Source organism: Paenibacillus camelliae, from assembly GCF_023715345.1.
GTDB classification, from domain to species: Bacteria; Bacillota; Bacilli; order Paenibacillales; family Paenibacillaceae; genus Pristimantibacillus; species Pristimantibacillus camelliae.
Window position 1 is genome coordinate 36,058 of sequence record NZ_JAMBNY010000013.1, and the last position, 17,068, is coordinate 53,125.

Below are 17,068 nucleotides of genomic sequence, written 5' to 3' on the forward strand. Positions count from 1 at the left end.
TCTTGCCAGCCAACATACGGTTACATCAGATCGTCGCCATTAATTAATAATTACATTATATGCGAACAAGTGTTCGTTTTCAAGTGATTACATGACAATTTCCCGGTGTTATAGCTATACAAGCACAAAAAAAGCCGCTTCTAAGAGCGGCTCTGAATTAACAATATGTAGATATAGAAAAAGGAACCTAGAAACGTAAGCCACCACGCAAACGTTAAGTTCCTTTAGAAGAAGGTACTTGCCCCTCTCAACCTCATTCTAACATACATCGTTCCATAATAGGACTAGCAGGTTTTCCCATGTAACTACAGCTTCTTGACCACTTGATGGATAGTGCTCGGTCCTTTTAATTCTTTGTCTCCATAGTCGAACGTACCGCATATAATGTGCCTAGAGGTTCTTATCCCGTTCTTACAGAAAGGAATTCATCATCATGAAGAATAGAAATGACGAGGAATCCAGAGAGATAAAAATCGCAAGACTCGCACTTATCGGTGCTGCTATAGTGGTAATTGGTGATGGAATCGCTGCCTATGCAGCTGCTTTAACATTAGACCTATTAGAAAACCCTGAACCAGATACTCGGAGTTCTTCAGCAACCGATCATCTCGAGGAAACTCAGGCACAGATTGATCATTATATTAACGAATTGATTTCGATTAGAAATAAATTGAGCTAACCGTACGATAAGATATAACTTTGTAGACTATTACACGAATACAACTTACGTATTTTTGCTTTCAGATAGCATGAGGGCTTCTATGTAATCAATCCCATCTGCCGTGCGAAAAGAGAATGATACGCCTTGTGATGCTCATTATCAATGTACAATTGCTTCTTTGTTCCTGTTAAACCCATAACTTTAGTTTTAGACGGCCATTCTGGTCCTCCCGAAAAATACAAATCATAGAGTTGTTTTAATATTGCTTGTCTTAATTTTTTTCGAGTATAGATTTCTTCAATCTCCATAACTTATCACCTATATCACCTATTCGATGAAATAACAAAAAAAGTCCTTGCTATGCAAGGACTTGAACGTTTATATGTATGGTGCGGTAGAGAGGACTCGAACCTCCACGGGTATTCACCCACCACCCCCTCAAGATGGCGCGTCTGCCATTCCGCCACTACCGCAAATGGGAACATTATAATATTCATCCAGCTGACTTACTTAGAAGAAAACTGGTGAGCCATGAAGGACTCGAACCTTCGACACCCTGATTAAAAGTCAGGTGCTCTACCAACTGAGCTAATGGCTCTCATGATTATTGTTACTCATGCGAGCTGCTCTCATAAGAATAGTGGTGACCCGTAGGGGATTCGAACCCCTGTTACCTCCGTGAAAGGGAGGTGTCTTAACCCCTTGACCAACGGGCCGTGCAAACTAACTTCAAAAGAGACAAGATGTATCTTAACACATCAACTTACACTATGCAACAACTTTTTTTTCTAATGTAGGAAAATAAAAAAGACCGGTTAGTTCGGTCCATTATCAGCATCTTCCTAGTAAGAAAAATGATGGCGGAGAAGGTGGGATTCGAACCCACGCACCACTTACGCAGTCTAACCCCTTAGCAGAGGGTCCCCTTGAGCCACTTGGGTACTTCTCCATGAATGGCTCCCCGAACAGGACTCGAACCTGTGACAACTCGATTAACAGTCGAGTGCTCTACCAACTGAGCTATCAGGGAACAACAAAAAGATAAAGCGGACAAGTAATAATCTACCATGTCCCTTATTCTTTGTCAAGCATTTTTACATTTAATTTTCCACTGCATCTACCACAGCGATATTTGCTTACATCCATCCTTCTTTTCCGATAATATTGCTGGCCACAATGCACGCATTGCAGCAAGTAGCGATATTCCCGTTTCTTAGCTTCCTTTCGCTCAGGAAGCGTGTTGCAATAGCGCGAGCCTCCCACATGAGCAAGCAATTGCTTAAAATCTTGATCCCTATGCTTGTAGCCACGGTTTAATATATGCAAATGATAATGGCATAGCTCATGCTTTATAATTTTTTCCGTTTCTTCCTTACCGAATGCAGCCAGCTGATGGGGACTAATCTCAATATTGTGTGACTGAGTAAAATAGCGGCCACCAGTCGCCTTTAGTCTTGCGTTGAATGTCGCCTTATGGATAAAGGGTCTGCCAAAGTATTGCAGCGAAACCTCCTCCACCCATTGCTGAAGCTCTTCATTGTTCATATACAATCACCTTAATTATGAAAAATAAAATAATATTATCGTGTATCTCTTCTAGTATCCGTTCACTACTTGAATTGTAATTGAATTATACGCTAAACTGTCAAGTAGAACTGCTATCATTGAGGGGAGAGTTTCATTTTATTATGGCTATTATGCGCTATGTCTTATTGCAGCAACAAACCCAGCTCACTTTTGTTGAAATGCCCGCTACGCATGCATACCAGCTAAGTGCGCTTAACCTGCGCCTGCAGAAGGAAATCGATAAATTAACAGCAGAAGAAGTACCTGTTCTTCCGCTTGCTGTTGCTGAATGTGATGCCGTTGAGCTTCATTCAAGCGATGCCCGCATCGTCTCAGGCTTAGATTATATTAATACACTTGAAGCAGATTTCTCTGCAATTAAAGAAAAATCTTACCCGCTAATTTCATTGTTAACGGAAATTCGTGCACTTCAAGCCCAGCTAGAGCAATGGTATGAAGAACTAGAAGAAGAAGCTTAAGCAATTACCGTAGTGACGCTCAACTCCATAAGTTTATAAGCTTAAAAGTGCACATATTCTCTATAGGCTTTCGACGCTAAGGTTATTACTTAGTTATTAAGTTATGTACTACACGGTATAATTCAATCATATGCTACATCACTAGAGCTGTCATGGGATTACACCCTGGCAGCTCTTCTTATTGACTCGATTAAGACAGGCACGAGATAAGCCCAGAGGACATATGTTATACAACACCATAAGCTACATGCACAAGGAGGTATAGCGATGCCCCACTGGCTTAAGAATCAATTAATGCGAGCATTCCAACGTGGCGATAAACGAAAAATACGTCTACTTAATGATTGCTGGTACTTCTACCGTTCTCAATCCTATCATATGAAAAGCGATACGGATAACAATCAATCCATATAATTGGACATTAGCACGTACAAACAATTAAGCCATTCATTTGCGTTAGACTTAGATCTCTCGCGCAAAATGAATGGCTTTCATGTTTAATCACTTAATTAATTCAGTTTTATGACCACGATCATTGTGGTTTTTTCATCGTTAATGCGACACGGCTTCGCTTAAGATCAACATCGAGCACCCATACCGTTACGGTATCACCAACAGATACAACGTCCATCGGATGCTTTACGAAGCGATCGCTTAGCTGAGAGATATGGACAAGCCCATCATTCTTCAAGCCAATATCGACAAATGCTCCAAAGTCAATGACGTTGCGCACCGTGCCTTGTAGCTCCATGCCCTTCGTTAAATCCTCAATGTTAAGCACATCGGTATGGAAAATCGGCGGCGGAAGCTCCTCACGCGGGTCACGACCTGGACGCAGAAGACTCTCGACGATATCCGTCAGCGTTGGCACACCGACCTCCAGCTTTTGCGCCAGCTCCTCAAGCTGGATTGAATTCAGCGCTTCGTTCAACACATCCGTTCCTACAGCTGCCTCCGACATACCAAGCTCCTTAAGCAGCGCTTTGACAACATTATAGGACTCAGGGTGAATCGGAGTATTGTCCAGCACCTGCTCACCATCTACAATGCGCAGGAAGCCGATACATTGCTCGTAGGACTTTGCACCGAGGCGGGGCACCTTCTGAAGCTGATTACGCTTCGTAAAGCGACCATTCTCATCACGGTAACGCACGATGTTTTTGGCGATCGTCCCATTGATGCCAGCAACATAAGAAAGCAAGGAAGGTGAAGCTGTATTCACATCAACACCAACGTGGTTAACTGCCGATTCGACTACAGCTCCCAGCGACTCCTCCAAGCGCTTCTGCGTTACGTCATGCTGATATTGTCCTACTCCAATAGCTTTGGGCTCTATTTTAACGAGCTCTGCTAGCGGGTCCTGCAAACGTCGCGCAATCGAAACTGCACTGCGCTCTGCTACATCCAGATCAGGAAACTCGTCAGCTGCGAGCGGTGAAGCAGAGTACACAGATGCCCCCGCTTCATTGACGATGATGTATTTCAGTTCTCCAGCTCGCGAGTGGCGTTTAATGACATCCGCAATAAATTGCTCCGTTTCTCTTGATGCCGTTCCGTTGCCAATGACAATGAGCTCAATGCTGTATTTATCGATCAACCCGCGGATCAGCTTTTCAGCCTCTGCTGTTTTATGATGCGGTGCAGTCGGGTAGCATACACCAACCTCTAGCATCTTCCCAATATCATCAACGACTGCAAGCTTGCAGCCCGTACGGAATGCAGGGTCTACGCCAAGCACAATTTTACCGCGAACCGGTGGTTGCAGCAGCAGATTACGCAGATTGGCAGAGAAGATCGTAATCGCATGTGCTTCGGCCTTATCGGTCAATTCGCCGCGCACCTCACGCTCGATTGACGGTGCAATCAAACGCTTGTAGACATCCTGAATCACATCGTCAAGCAGCTCAACGACCTCGGGCTTTGCATAGCTTTTCACAATCCCCTTATGGATGTACTGCTCAATTTTATCAATATCGAGCTCGAGACTAACCTTTAGCAGCTCCTCACGCTCTCCACGATTAATCGCAAGGATGCGATGCGGTGGCAGCTTAGCAATCGGCTCCTGGTAATCATAATACATCTCATACACACTCTCGGCCTCTGCATCCTTTGCCACCGTACGCATAATTCCCTGACTGAAGGTGAAGGTCCGAATCCAAGTGCGTATTTTCGCATCGTCTGCAAGCTGCTCAGCGATGATATCCTTCGCTCCCGCCAGCGCGTCTTCAGCTGTAGCAACCCCTTTTTCCTCATTGACATAACGTGCAGCCTCACCTAGCAAGTCCGTACCCTTTTGCTCCAGCAGCCATAAGGCAAGTGGCTCAAGCCCCTTCTCCTTAGCCACACTTGCTCTTGTTTTACGCTTCTGACGATAAGGACGATACAGATCCTCAACCTCTTGAAGCTTCGCGCTTGCTGTAATCGCTGCTGCAAGCTCGTCTGTAAGCTTGCCTTGCTCCTCAATTAGACGGAGCACCTCTTCCTTTCGTGCTTGCAGATTACGCAAGTACTGCAGCTTTTCCTCAATCGATCTGAGCTGTACTTCATCCAGCTCGCCGGTCATCTCTTTTCGATAGCGCGCGATAAATGGAATCGTATTCCCTTCATCGAGCAGCTCGACTGCAGACTTAATCTTTTTCACAGGAATTGCGAGCTGTTTTGCAATTTCCTCTACCATATTCAATGCCATGTCTATACCCCATCCTTTTCTCCATGCTTACCGCAGCATTACCGTAGCAATAGGCAACAGAAGCATCCCTCGACTAGTGCAGGAATGCTTCTGAAATGTTCTATGTCAGTCTTACGTATGGATTGTTAGCTTTTTCATAGCCGATCGAAGTCCGTGGACCATGTCCTGGATAGACAATCGTCTCGTCTGCTAGCTTGTACAATTTATTTTGTATGGAATCAAACAGATCTGCTTCACGTCCGCCAGGAAGGTCCGTACGGCCTACTGAGGAGCGGAACAACACATCGCCAGAGAAGATATGACCATCGCACACAAAGCTTACACTGCCTGGCGAATGCCCTGGCGTATGCAGTACCTTGAACGTATGGTCGATCAGCTTCAGCTCCATCCCTTCATCCAGTGCGTGCTCGGCTGGATCTGTTGCAAGCGGCGGGGTAACATCCTGCCAGCGCATCGATCCATTTTTGCGAGAATCCGTCAGCCAATCGGCTTCCAGATCATGCACATAGACAGGGCAATTTGCCTCCTTGCGCACCTCGTCAACACCACCCATATGATCAAAATGAGCGTGTGTCAGCAGAATCGCTTCAATCTCTACCTGCTCAATGCGATCAAGGAGTCGCTTCGGATTCATGCCGGGATCGATAATAATTCCTTTACGCTTACCTTCTGTTTCTCCTTGCACCGTTAGCAGATAACAATTCGTCTGCAATGGTCCTAATGAAAAGCTCTCTACCGAAAAATTGCTCATCGTTAAATGCTCTCCAATACTTCACGTAATTCAGCTACAACATAATTTTGATAGCCATAGCCTTCGCCATATTGTCTCATAATCTCTTCACGAACTTTAGCCATGCGGTCAGCATAGTCTGGAGCATTTGGATCCGGATTAGTCGCTTTGAATTCAGCCATTACTGCTTGTACATGCTTTGGTCTAGGCCCCCATTGTCCTAGAACTGCTCCACCCGTATCTGCAATAAGAACGATTGGAATGGATCGACCGCCGAAAGTTAAAAATTGATCCATCGTGTCGGTATGCTCTTCCATAATTAACACATCAATCGGAATGCCGCTGTTTTCCAATACATTAAATACGACCGGAATATTGCGAACAGCGTCGCCACACCAATCTGCCATCAGAATTAAGCAGCGCAAATCATCACGATTGTTTAGTGACTCAAAAAACTCACGATCATCCTCAGAAGGCCAGCTGAACTGCTCCTTATTGTGGATAAATTGCTCTTGGTTTTTCGTCATGCCCGCGATAAATTGCTCAGGTGTAAGTCCTTTTCCAAGCTTGTTTGCAACATTTTTACTCATCGTATGTAGACCTCTTTCTATTTAAATTTTTAAGCGAATTAGTTATTCTTTTTGAATCGGCGCAAATACAGCACCAGAACAACGACAATCGCAATTGCAATAATTGCATAAGCGATATTCGAATATACATCCATAAACTCTACAATGTCTTCCCAACGATCACCAAGCGTTGTACCTAGTAGTACAAGCACTGTGTTCCAAATCAGCGTTCCAATCGTCGTATAGAACAAGAAAGGAGTCAGCTTCATCCCTGACATCCCGGCAGGAACCGATATCAAGCTGCGAATTAATGGAATCATGCGACAAAAAAATACAGCCTTATTTCCGTGCTTATCAAACCAAGCATCTGCACGGTGAATATCCTCTTTCTTCACTCGCAGCAGCTTCCCCCAACGATCAATGATCTTCTCCAGACGTTCAACCTCTAAGATACGCCCGATATAATATAGAATAATTGCACCAATCAATGATCCTAGCGTTGCAGTGATTATAACTCCAAGCGGAGTCAAATCCGTTCTTGTCGTCATAAAGCCGCCAAAAGTAAGAATGATCTCGGATGGTATCGGCGGGAAAATATTTTCAACCGCAATTAAAATTAAAATCCCAAGATACCCAAATTTTTCCATAATTTCAATAATCCAGCTTTCCATCTCCAACCCCCATCATATGTATTACTAAACGATATTCTACCATATGTAAAGACATGCTTCCAATCGAACATCATATGTCCTTGATACAAAGGCTTTGGTGACCAGCCCAACTCTAGCTGCATATACATAAGTAGAAGGGAGCTGATTCGTGTTGAAGCAACAGAGAGCTAATCATCAGCCTGACCTGCCAACTGCTCGCAGCATTCGCCGAACCTGTAAATCCGAGTTATATCGTACGATTAAACGGATGAAGGTATGGATACCCGAGCATAAAATAAAAGAAGCCGAAAAGGTGTATTTTCAGAAGGTTGCCGCTAATCTTATATGGATACATGAGCACCGCAGCAATCGAAAAAAGCAAGTTGAGTGGTGGGAAGCAAACGTATGCGACGAGCTCGTTAGCATTCTGGAGGTTGACCGTGATCGTTTCGTAGAGGCTTTCAAGGCTGCCTATGGCTGCTGAGCCCGTCATCGCTAATCATAGGTTGTATCACCGCACTCTTTCACCTACAATTACAGGGCTGAATCCGCTGTTACCTAACAGCTGGCATTCAGCCCTGTATTGTTTAATCACTATGCAATAGCAGCTATTCAGCAACGCCGTCAGAAACGCCTGTCGTATCTGTCGTTGTTTCGTCGATTAAGCCGTTATGCAGCGTAACAGTCCCGCCGCCAAGACCTTCATTCACCATACGATCAATGTCCATCTCATATTCTCTTCGTCCATCAAAGTAAAGATCGGGTGAATCTTGATTCTTTTTAGATCGATTTCTCATCATTCGTCACCCCTTTCCTGACAGCCCACCACCGACAACATCTATTCTGCTGCCTGCAGCTTGCTGACTTCGCTAGTAAATCGATATTATCGTTCCCAGCATTTTTCCCCTCATACATCGCACTTTTTCGTGCAATTGTGCGCAGCCATTCATCATTCTTTTAGACTACTTTTTCAAATTGAATGCATGTTTTATAGCTTTTCAGAATACATAGTGATAGAACGTTCTATTCGAAAGAGATGCACGAAGACGAAAGGAGTATGTGCGTGAAGCAGAAACAGCGCTCCCATTGGTCGTTTTTGTTGATGCGTGGACCTGATCAGTCCGTGAAGCAATTTAACGTATCTAAGCGATCTGTAATTGCTGCACCTGTAGCACTGATGGCGATTTTTAGTGGTGTCGTTGTCGGACTCCAGATTAAGGCTCATTCGGATCTTCATCGAATTCAACAAGAACATAAAGCCTTGCAGCTTCAATATTCCACTATGATTCATGAGCATAGTGATGAATTATTAACGAAGGAGGCTACAATTAGCAATCTAGCTGCTCAATTGTCAGCTTTACAGCAGGAGCAACTATCCATCTCCAGCAAACTGCAAGAGCTTAAAGCGCTAGAAGCTCAGCTACAGGACTTTATTCAAACCTATGGAGAAGATGTGCCGTTGCACATGAATAGAGAACTTACAAAACAGCCATTATCACAGGTCATACCTAACCAGGCTGCAAGCTCTGAATTAGCTCGTAGTCAATATCATATTGCAACTATGGCTTATCAAAACGATGCTCCAATTGTTCAAATGAGCCAAACACTGGAGAATCTTAAAGCATCTATGGAGACTACGTTGACACGAGCACAATATGTAAGAGAGCAGGTTGATAGCTATCCTAATTATTGGCCAACGGAGGAGCACTATATTACGTCTGGCTTCGGTTATCGATCAGATCCTTTTACAGGACGTCTTCGCTTCCATGCAGGGATTGATATTGCAGGTAAAAAAGGCGACGGCGTCTTTAGTGCAGCCGATGGTGTTATCGTCGAATCTGGCTTCGATAGAGCTTACGGCAACTTTGTCATCGTGGAGCATCTTCACAACCTTCGCACCGTTTACATGCACTTGGATTCTATTGAAGCGAAGGAAGGAGATGAAGTCGTTAGAGGCGAAAAGATCGGTACGATGGGAAGCAGTGGACGAAGCACAGGCACCCATCTTCACTTTCAGGTTTTGCAGCACGAGCAAGCCGTTTCGCCCCTTCCATTTCTACGTAATGAAAAGATCGTTAAGGAGGATCAACATGTTTAAGGATACGAAGAAACTAATTGGAACCGATACATTAATTGGTCAAGGAACAGTAGTGGAAGGCAATATTTTGACAGAGGCCAATTTACGGATCGAAGGTGAATTTCACGGTGAAATTACTACAAAGGGAGATATTATTGTCGGGGAATTCGGAGTGGCGCAAGCCGATATTAGCTGTGTTACACTAACGATTGCCGGTCAAGTGCAAGGAAATGTCACGGTAAGCGGTCGTCTTATTATTACTCCTTCTGGCCAGCTTAACGGTAATGCACTCGTTCACTCGATTATCGTACAAGAGGGAGGCGCGTTTAACGGTGAATGTCAGATGAACACTGCTATAAAATCTGAGCTTAGCACGATACCAAAATCACAAGAAGATAAACAGGATAAGCACGACAAACAAGAGAAGGCAAAGGCCCGTCAGGCTGGATAATTCCCTCACTTGGTAACAAGAGTTTTGTCTCATAAAAGTTAGTTTCATAATAGGTGGAGTAATTGGTTAGCCTACAGCTGATACCAAATTACTCCGCCTTTTCGTTGTGGTAGCATTGCTAGCATGACTTAATAGTTGGTATTGTGCATAAAAGCATAATGCCGAAGCTGAAACATTGTAATAAGAAATTGCGTCTGGATATTAGTTCCATTTGTAAGGAGTGAGTTCATATTATAAGTATAAAACGTTTAGTTACTAGCAATGTCATCTCATATGCTGCAGCCATCTTATCTGTGTGTGTAGGGCTTTTATATACACTAAATTTTCATTCAACATTCTCTTTATTCAAAGCTGTTTCTTCGGTTGCAGATGGGCAAGGGCTCGTTGAGCTTTGGGCTACATACACGATCTATAGCGGAATTAGCATTCTAATTCTTATCTTTCTGACAAGCATATTCAAGCACCACGCTATAGTAAAACGGAGTCTGCAAGGAATAATATTGCTTTCTATGCTGATTACGTCTGCCGCTCAATTGCTCCCTTTGTTTTGGTGGATACTCGTTGGTGGAGCAGACTTCACATGGCAAAGTGCACTCGGCTTCTCCCTACATCTTGTATTATTTCTTCTAGCATTTATTAACATACTCTCTATATCCAACAATCTTGTTCCGACCAATCAGCAATCCATAGTGTAGTCTGATTCGTAGCATAGCGTTGCACGTTTATCTTCTTAAAATGTATACTTCACCATAAAAAAACTGCACCTACAATTGTTATGGAATGTAACAATTGAGGTGCAGTTTTCAAATGAGGTGATGTTAAAGCTTTGGGACTACAATTATGTAGTCCCAAAGCTTTAGCTTGCGATTATCTCGACAATTCTTATTTTGCTGTCGTTAATAACGCTTCTTTTTTACTAGACTCGAATGCGATTAGCAGTGCATCCTGCTGATCGTGTCCAGCTTGCTGCGCAGATTTAATATGCTGCAGCATTTTTTTATAATCCTTCGGAATTACTTTAACAAATTTGTCTAGTTCATCAGCAAAGTGCAACAAAATTCGAGATGCCACCGTGCTTCCTGTGTACTGAACATGGTTTTTCAGCATCATTTGCAGCTCATTGATATCCTCTTGCTCTTCCATATGCTCAAGCAGAATCATTTCAAGATTACTACGCTCGATCAGCTTGCGGTCAGGATCGTATACATAAGCGACGCCACCAGACATCCCTGCACCAAAGTTTCTGCCCGTTTCGCCAAGAATAACAACTCGGCCACCCGTCATATACTCACAGCCATGATCGCCTACTCCTTCAACAACGACACGTACGCCCGAGTTTCTCACGGCAAAACGTTCGCCCGCTATACCGCGGATATAAGCTTCACCGCTCGTTGCTCCGTAGAGCACCGTATTACCCGTAACGACATTGCTTTCAGCGGCAAATGTTGATTTCTCAGAAGGTGCGACGATTAGCTTACCGCCTGATAGTCCTTTACCGAAATAATCGTTCGTATCACCTTCAACAGATAAGGTTATCCCCTGCGGTACAAACGCCCCAAACGATTGACCCGCTGTTCCAACGAAATGATACCAGATCGTATCTTCAGGAAGGCCTTCCCCGCCATAGCGCTTCGTTACCTCGTAGCCTAATGTTGTGCCGACAACACGGTCCGTATTTTTTATCGGATACGTTCCTCTCACCTGCTGCTTGCTCTCTAGTGCTGCTTTAGCGTTAGGGATCAGCTCACGTGCATCAAGTGACAGCTCAAGACCATGGTTTTGCAGCTTAGATTGATAGCGTGTTGAGCCTTCTGCTGGCTCTTGATTGTACAGGATTGCAGACAGATCGATTCCTTTCGCTTTCAAATGCTCATCAAGCTCTCTCGTCTGCAAACGATCTACTCGGCCTACCATCTCCTCCACGGTGCGGAAGCCTAGCTCAGCCATCCATTCACGCAGCTCTTCAGCAATAAAGGTTAGATAGTTCACAATATGCTGAGGATCTCCGGTAAAGTTTTTGCGTAGCTCTGGATTTTGTGTCGCTACACCAACAGGACAAGTATCCAGCTGACATACACGCATCATGACACAGCCTAACACGATAAGCGGAGCAGTAGAGAAGCCAAACTCCTCTGCACCAAGCAATGCTGCAATCGCAACATCGCGACCGTTCATCAGCTTACCATCCGTCTCCAGCACTACCCGATCTCTCAATTGGTTAAGCATTAGCGTCTGATGCGTTTCAGACAAACCTAGCTCCCATGGCAAGCCTGCGTGTCGAATTGAGCCAATTGGTGAAGCACCTGTTCCTCCATCATAGCCACTAATCGTAATAACATCCGCTCTTGCTTTTGCCACACCAGCAGCAATCGTTCCGACACCTGAACCAGCGACAAGCTTAACACTAATTCGTGCAGCAGGATTCGCATTTTTCAAATCGTGAATTAGCTCAGCCAAATCCTCGATCGAATAAATATCATGATGTGGAGGAGGTGAGATTAGTCCAACGCCTGGCGTTGAGCCACGAACCTCAGCAACCCATGGGTACACCTTCTGACCTGGAAGCTGACCACCTTCACCCGGTTTTGCTCCCTGTGCCATTTTGATTTGGATTTCATCGGCATTTGTCAAATACTGACTAGTTACACCAAAGCGTCCGGATGCAACCTGCTTAATGGAGCTGCGACGAAGATCGCCATTCTCATCTGGTTGGAAGCGTGATGGATGCTCGCCGCCTTCACCCGTATTGGAACGTCCACCTAGACGATTCATTGCAATCGCTAAGCTTTCATGAGCCTCTTGGCTAATAGAGCCGAAGGACATTGCTCCGGTTTTGAAGCGTTTTACAATAGAGGACACACTCTCAACCTCTTCTAACGGTACAGATGGAGCATCCTTCTTAAAATCAAGCAAGGATCGAAGCATTAGATGTTTTTTGTTTTCTCCTTGAATAAGCGTAGAGAATTTTTTGTACAGCTTATAATCATTTTTACGCGCTGCCTGCTGCAACGTATGGATCGTTTGCGGAGTTAGCAAATGCTCCTCGCCTTCACGTCTCCATTGATATTCTCCACCTGAGTCAAGTACTCGATCAACACCTTCATTGGCAGAGAAGCCGAGATCATGTGCAGCCTGTGCATCCTTCGCGATTTGCGTCAGATGTATACCGCCAATACGAGATGGCGTCCAAGTAAAGTACTTCTCAATTAAGCTTTCCTCAAGTCCTACTGCCTCGAAGATTTGAGCGCCTCGGTACGACTGAATGGTCGATATGCCCATTTTAGATAGAACCTTAACAACACCTTTTGTAGCAGCTTTAATATAGTTATTAACCGCCTTATAGTAGGACAGACCACGAAGAGTCCCTTTATCGATATGTGCTTCCAACGTCTCGAAAACAAGGTAAGGGTTAATTACATTTGCGCCATATCCAAGCAGCAATGCAAAATGATGTACCTCTCTTGGCTCCCCAGACTCTAACAAGATGGAAACCTTCGTACGATTACCATTGCGAATTAAATGATGATGCAGTGCAGATACCGCAAGCAAAGCTGGGATCGCTGTATTATCTTTATCTAGACCGCGATCAGATAGAATGATTAAGTTATGCCCTTTCGCAATAATGCGATCAGCGGCTTCAAACATCTCATCCAGTGCTCGCTCTAGCCCTTTTTCTCCGCTACCAGAAGCAAAGAAGATCGGAAGCGTCATCGCCTTGAAGCCCTCGCGACGAATATGTCTAAGCTTAGCGAATTGCTCGTTCGATAGAATCGGGGTAGCGAGCTTTACATGACGACAGCTTTCTGGCTCCGGCATAAGTAGATTGCGCTCAGGGCCAATCGTCGTTACCGTCGATGTAATCAATTCTTCACGAATCGCATCAATCGGAGGATTCGTCACCTGTGCGAATAACTGTTTAAAGTAGCTGTAAAGTCTCTGTGGTCGCTCGGATAATACTGCAAGCGGTGCATCGTAGCCCATTGAGCTAAGCGGCTCTTGGCCACTAATTGCCATCGGCTCGATAATGCGTTGAATTTCTTCATACGTAAAGCCAAACGCTTGCTGACGCTGCTGCAAGCTCTCTGGGCGAACCTCTGGCAGAAGAGGCGCATCTGGAAGATCATTTAGATCGACTAAATGCTCATTAAGCCACTGACGATAAGGATGCTCCTCAGCAATCATTGCCTTAATCTCCTCATCTGGAACGATGCAGCCTTTCACAGTATCTATAAGCAGCATGCGACCAGGACGCAGTCGATCCTTGTAGAGCACTTCCTCTGGCTCAATTGGAACAGCACCAGCCTCAGAGCCTAGTATAATGTGCTCATCCTTCGTCACGTAATAGCGAGCAGGTCGCAAGCCGTTACGGTCAAGCATCGCACCAATCTGCAAGCCGTCCGTAAAGCCCATAGCCGCTGGGCCATCCCATGGCTCCATTAACGTACTATGGTACTCATAGAACGCTTTGCGCGAGCTATCCATTTCCTTATGGTTAGACCATGGCTCTGGCACCATCATCATAGCCACATGAGCCAAAGAGCGTCCTGCAAGATGTAAAAACTCAAAGGTGTTGTCAAACATCGCTGTATCTGAACCATCCGGAGCAATAATCGGCATAATTTTTTCCAGATCATCGCCGAACAACTCGCTAGCAAGCAGCGTCTGTCTAGCGTGCATCCAGTTTACATTGCCGCGCAACGTATTAATTTCTCCATTATGAATCATATAGTGGAAAGGATGCGCACGCTCCCAGCTCGGAAATGTGTTTGTACTGAAGCGTGAATGCACCATTGCCATAGCGGACACGACTTCAGGGTTGTTCAATTCAATGTAAAAGGAACGAACCTGTTCGGTTGTCAGCATTCCTTTGTATACGATTTTACGAGAGGACATGCTAGAGAAGTAGAACATCTCTCCTCCGCTCTGTTCCCCGTACCGCACAGCAAGCTCAGCACGTTTGCGAATAACATACAGCTTACGCTCAAAAGCCATTGTGTCTGTTAAATTTGCATTACGTCTAATAAATACTTGCGCGACATATGGCTTAACCGACAGCGCTGATTGTCCTAGCCCATTATCGTTCGTAGGAACCTCACGAAAACCGATTAGCTCCTGTCCTTCTTCTTCTATGATTTGAGCCAGTACTGCTTCGATTTCTTGACGTGAAGCAGCATCTTGCGGCATAAACATCATTCCGACCGCATATTGCTCTGGCTCTGGCAGCTCAATGTTCTGCTTTTTCCACTCACTTGAGTAAAATTGGTGTGGAATTTGAATTAGTATCCCTGCGCCATCGCCTGTATTCGGCTCGCTGCCTTGACCGCCGCGATGCTCCATATTTTCAAGCAAGTTTAATGCTTTACTTATAACATCATGCGACTTTACTCCCTTAATGCTAGCGACAAAGCCCATACCACAAGCATCTTTCTCAAATTGCGGGTCATATAGTCCTTGTCTAGGTGGTAAATTAACTAATTTTCTGTTCATTATCTATTTCCCCTCTATCATAAAAATTTCCATATCTCTCTTCTGCTTTGGAACAACTTATAATAGAATAGATATAAGAGATTTTAAGAATGTTCTCTTATCCCTAATTGTTCACCTTGTCTAAATTTTTTTCATTTTTCGTATTGCCTGTTTCACAACAAAGCGTCTTAATCACCCGTTTGTTTGGTAATGAAATGATTTTAGCACTTTTTGAACAATAAATATAGAGGGGTATTTGCGAAAAACCTTTATAATAAAGGAATTTAAGTCGAAAGGATTTGTGTTTTATGTGCACTAATTTGGAGTATTGTAAGACCGCAACAAATCGCGTTTTTGTAGTATTATTCATTTCAGTACTTATATTTTCTACACTTTTACCCCAGCAAGCAGCAGCTAGCCAGCCAATGGTTAGTAGCGGAAAAGTGCAAACAGAAAAAAATTCTTTAAATATTTTAGTTTTAGGAGATTCTTTAGCTGTTGGCTATGAGCATGAGCATCGCTTGAACAATCAATTCAAGCCTTACGGAATTGGAGAACAGATTTATGAACAAGCGCTATTCCATGGTCATCGTGCAACCTATGCGAACTATGGAGTACTAGGCTTACGTACAGAAGGACTGAAACTATGGCTTGATGCGGCTAAGCAGCAGCAGGCGATAAAGCCAGCAGCAGTTCAGCTTGGATTAAAAGACCCGCGTGTGGATACATTAATTGGAGATACTGCACAGTTGCATGACGATATTGTTAATGCTGATCTTATTATGCTATCTATCGGCGGCAATGACTTTCTACAAATTTTGACCCAGCTTGATTTGAAAAAAACTTGGAGCAGCTGGACTGCAGCGGAGCGAGAGCAGCTGAACAGTCAGCTTGCTGCAACGACGGAAAACTACGCGCAGCAGCTAACCTCTATTCTCTCAATTCTATCTGAGCTGAATCCAGACGTTATGATTGCAACGCAAAATCAATACTTGCCCGTTCCAAAGCTAAATATTAATGGCAAGGAGGTCTACTTAGAGGTAGACAGTAATTTAGCGAACGTTTTAATTGATGCGCGCGCGACTATAAACAATAGCTTCTCGGAGATCATTGCAGAATTCAATAAAAAAGGGCTCGCCATTCAATACATCGATGCATCAACTGTTATTGAGGATAACGCGTTAAATCTAACCTCTATCGCTCAATTGGATATCCATCCGAATGAGAAAGGCTACAAAAAATTAGCTGAAGAGTATAGCCGATTAATATGGGGAGATTATCGTACCGTGGAGCCACGCAAGGAAGGTATACCTCTATCGGTTGTTGTAAACGGCAAGGAAGTGATTAGCAGCTATCCAACGAAGCTCATTGAAGGCCGAACATATCTTGTCTTGAGTGATATTACACAAGCGATGGGTGCAAAGCTTGGCTGGAGCAACAAGACACAAACAGCTACCGTTACGATAGATGATCGTGTAGTAGAATTAACCATCGACGCAAAAACCTACAAGGTCAACGGACAATCCTACACATTAAACGCTTCTCCAGCATTTCTAGATAAGGAGCTTAATAAGACGTATGTACCAGTAGCTGCTCTATCTGAAGGTCTTGGGTTGTTTGTGGAGTATCATGCTAAGACGAAAACGGTATACGTAAACCGTTAAGAGGAAGTTCAAAAAATCCAGGCTTGATGACGATGTATGTCTGAGAGTGTTTCGACTTCGAATCTT

Annotated in this window: 15 protein-coding genes and 5 tRNA genes; 7 read left to right on the forward strand and 13 right to left on the reverse strand. The window is 44.2% G+C overall.

Features of this window, described 5'->3' with window-relative positions; all coding sequences use genetic code 11:
* Positions 1-433 precede the first annotated feature (433 nt).
* Positions 434-679 (forward strand): translation initiation factor 2, encoded by a 246-nt coding sequence (locus M3180_RS17595; protein ID WP_251669901.1) that lies wholly within the window; start codon positions 434-436, stop codon positions 677-679.
* A gap of 80 nt (positions 680-759) precedes the next feature.
* On the opposite strand, the gene M3180_RS17600 is transcribed toward M3180_RS17595, so the two are convergent.
* The 7 genes from M3180_RS17600 to M3180_RS17630 form a co-directional block, all read right to left on the reverse strand.
* Positions 760-969 carry a hypothetical protein gene (locus M3180_RS17600; RefSeq protein WP_251669903.1) on the reverse strand — a complete coding sequence of 70 codons (210 nt, stop codon included), beginning with the start codon at positions 967-969 and terminating at the stop codon, positions 760-762.
* A 79-nt stretch (positions 970-1,048) separates the two neighbouring features.
* Positions 1,049-1,134 (reverse strand) — tRNA-Leu (locus tag M3180_RS17605).
* Positions 1,135-1,183: 49 nt separating this feature from the next.
* Positions 1,184-1,259, reverse strand: a tRNA-Lys gene (locus M3180_RS17610).
* 43 nt (positions 1,260-1,302) lie between these two features.
* Positions 1,303-1,377: transfer RNA gene (locus tag M3180_RS17615), tRNA-Glu, on the reverse strand.
* A 142-nt stretch (positions 1,378-1,519) separates the two neighbouring features.
* Positions 1,520-1,610, reverse strand: a tRNA-Ser gene (locus M3180_RS17620).
* 5 nt (positions 1,611-1,615) lie between these two features.
* A tRNA-Asn gene (locus M3180_RS17625) sits at positions 1,616-1,691 on the reverse strand.
* Positions 1,692-1,735: 44 nt separating this feature from the next.
* The gene (locus M3180_RS17630) at positions 1,736-2,206 is read right to left on the reverse strand and encodes a SprT family protein (protein ID WP_251669906.1); all 471 of its coding nucleotides are present in this window, start codon (positions 2,204-2,206) and stop codon (positions 1,736-1,738) included.
* A gap of 143 nt (positions 2,207-2,349) precedes the next feature.
* On the opposite strand from M3180_RS17630, the gene M3180_RS17635 reads away from it, so the two are divergent.
* The gene (locus M3180_RS17635) at positions 2,350-2,706 is read left to right on the forward strand and encodes a hydrolase/acyltransferase (protein WP_251669908.1); all 357 of its coding nucleotides are present in this window, start codon (positions 2,350-2,352) and stop codon (positions 2,704-2,706) included.
* Between the two features lie 267 nt (positions 2,707-2,973).
* Complete coding sequence (gene cmpA / locus M3180_RS17640; RefSeq protein ID WP_251669911.1) at positions 2,974-3,120, forward strand: cortex morphogenetic protein CmpA; 147 nt, start codon at positions 2,974-2,976, stop codon at positions 3,118-3,120.
* Positions 3,121-3,238: 118 nt separating this feature from the next.
* On the opposite strand, the gene M3180_RS17645 is transcribed toward cmpA, so the two are convergent.
* The 4 genes from M3180_RS17645 to M3180_RS17660 all read right to left on the reverse strand — a co-directional run bounded on the left by M3180_RS17645 (position 3,239) and on the right by M3180_RS17660 (position 7,365).
* Positions 3,239-5,395 carry a Tex family protein gene (locus M3180_RS17645; RefSeq protein WP_251669913.1) on the reverse strand — a complete coding sequence of 719 codons (2,157 nt, stop codon included), beginning with the start codon at positions 5,393-5,395 and terminating at the stop codon, positions 3,239-3,241.
* A gap of 100 nt (positions 5,396-5,495) precedes the next feature.
* Positions 5,496-6,146, reverse strand: a complete 651-nt coding sequence (locus M3180_RS17650) for an MBL fold metallo-hydrolase (RefSeq protein ID WP_251669914.1) — start codon at positions 6,144-6,146, stop codon at positions 5,496-5,498.
* A gap of 2 nt (positions 6,147-6,148) precedes the next feature.
* Positions 6,149-6,715 carry a thioredoxin family protein gene (locus M3180_RS17655; protein ID WP_251669916.1) on the reverse strand — a complete coding sequence of 189 codons (567 nt, stop codon included), beginning with the start codon at positions 6,713-6,715 and terminating at the stop codon, positions 6,149-6,151.
* A 38-nt stretch (positions 6,716-6,753) separates the two neighbouring features.
* Positions 6,754-7,365, reverse strand: coding sequence for a DedA family protein (locus M3180_RS17660; protein WP_251669918.1), 612 nt, complete (start codon positions 7,363-7,365; stop codon positions 6,754-6,756).
* A 151-nt stretch (positions 7,366-7,516) separates the two neighbouring features.
* Here M3180_RS17660 and M3180_RS17665 point away from each other — a divergent pair, with 151 nt between their 5' ends.
* Positions 7,517-7,828 (forward strand): dehydrogenase, encoded by a 312-nt coding sequence (locus M3180_RS17665; protein ID WP_251669920.1) that lies wholly within the window; start codon positions 7,517-7,519, stop codon positions 7,826-7,828.
* Positions 7,829-7,952: 124 nt separating this feature from the next.
* Here the strand turns inward: M3180_RS17665 and M3180_RS17670 are convergent, their stop codons facing one another.
* On the reverse strand, positions 7,953-8,141 hold the full coding sequence (locus tag M3180_RS17670) for a hypothetical protein (protein ID WP_251670031.1): 189 nt from the start codon (positions 8,139-8,141) through the stop codon (positions 7,953-7,955).
* A 266-nt stretch (positions 8,142-8,407) separates the two neighbouring features.
* On the opposite strand from M3180_RS17670, the gene M3180_RS22950 reads away from it, so the two are divergent.
* Positions 8,408-9,442, forward strand: a complete 1,035-nt coding sequence (locus tag M3180_RS22950) for a M23 family metallopeptidase (protein ID WP_251669922.1) — start codon at positions 8,408-8,410, stop codon at positions 9,440-9,442.
* Entirely contained in the window at positions 9,435-9,872 is a 438-nt protein-coding gene (locus M3180_RS17680; RefSeq protein ID WP_251669924.1) for a bactofilin family protein, read from the forward strand. The genes M3180_RS22950 and M3180_RS17680 overlap by 8 nt, the downstream gene beginning before the upstream one ends.
* Before the next feature lie 882 nt (positions 9,873-10,754).
* On the opposite strand, the gene gltB is transcribed toward M3180_RS17680, so the two are convergent.
* Complete coding sequence (gene gltB / locus M3180_RS17685; RefSeq protein ID WP_251669926.1) at positions 10,755-15,359, reverse strand: glutamate synthase large subunit; 4,605 nt, start codon at positions 15,357-15,359, stop codon at positions 10,755-10,757.
* A gap of 404 nt (positions 15,360-15,763) precedes the next feature.
* Here gltB and M3180_RS17690 point away from each other — a divergent pair, with 404 nt between their 5' ends.
* Entirely contained in the window at positions 15,764-17,002 is a 1,239-nt protein-coding gene (locus M3180_RS17690; protein ID WP_251669929.1) for a stalk domain-containing protein, read from the forward strand.
* Positions 17,003-17,068: the final 66 nt, after the last annotated feature.

Excerpts from the sequence above, each read along its gene's own strand:
- cmpA (WP_251669911.1), top strand. The coding sequence starts at position 2,974 with ATGCCCCACTGGCTTAAGAATCAATTAATGCGAGCATTCCAACGTGGC.
- gltB (WP_251669926.1), bottom strand. The coding sequence starts at position 15,359 with ATGAACAGAAAATTAGTTAATTTACCACCTAGACAAGGACTATATGAC.
- M3180_RS17690 (WP_251669929.1), top strand. The coding sequence starts at position 15,764 with ATGGTTAGTAGCGGAAAAGTGCAAACAGAAAAAAATTCTTTAAATATT.
- M3180_RS17595 (WP_251669901.1), top strand. The coding sequence starts at position 434 with ATGAAGAATAGAAATGACGAGGAATCCAGAGAGATAAAAATCGCAAGA.
- M3180_RS17645 (WP_251669913.1), bottom strand. The coding sequence starts at position 5,395 with ATGGCATTGAATATGGTAGAGGAAATTGCAAAACAGCTCGCAATTCCT.
- M3180_RS17635 (WP_251669908.1), top strand. The coding sequence starts at position 2,350 with ATGGCTATTATGCGCTATGTCTTATTGCAGCAACAAACCCAGCTCACT.
- M3180_RS17650 (WP_251669914.1), bottom strand. The coding sequence starts at position 6,146 with ATGAGCAATTTTTCGGTAGAGAGCTTTTCATTAGGACCATTGCAGACG.
- M3180_RS17630 (WP_251669906.1), bottom strand. The coding sequence starts at position 2,206 with ATGAACAATGAAGAGCTTCAGCAATGGGTGGAGGAGGTTTCGCTGCAA.
- M3180_RS17660 (WP_251669918.1), bottom strand. The coding sequence starts at position 7,365 with ATGGAAAGCTGGATTATTGAAATTATGGAAAAATTTGGGTATCTTGGG.
- M3180_RS17670 (WP_251670031.1), bottom strand. The coding sequence starts at position 8,141 with ATGAGAAATCGATCTAAAAAGAATCAAGATTCACCCGATCTTTACTTT.
- M3180_RS17680 (WP_251669924.1), top strand. The coding sequence starts at position 9,435 with ATGTTTAAGGATACGAAGAAACTAATTGGAACCGATACATTAATTGGT.
- M3180_RS17655 (WP_251669916.1), bottom strand. The coding sequence starts at position 6,715 with ATGAGTAAAAATGTTGCAAACAAGCTTGGAAAAGGACTTACACCTGAG.
- M3180_RS17600 (WP_251669903.1), bottom strand. The coding sequence starts at position 969 with ATGGAGATTGAAGAAATCTATACTCGAAAAAAATTAAGACAAGCAATA.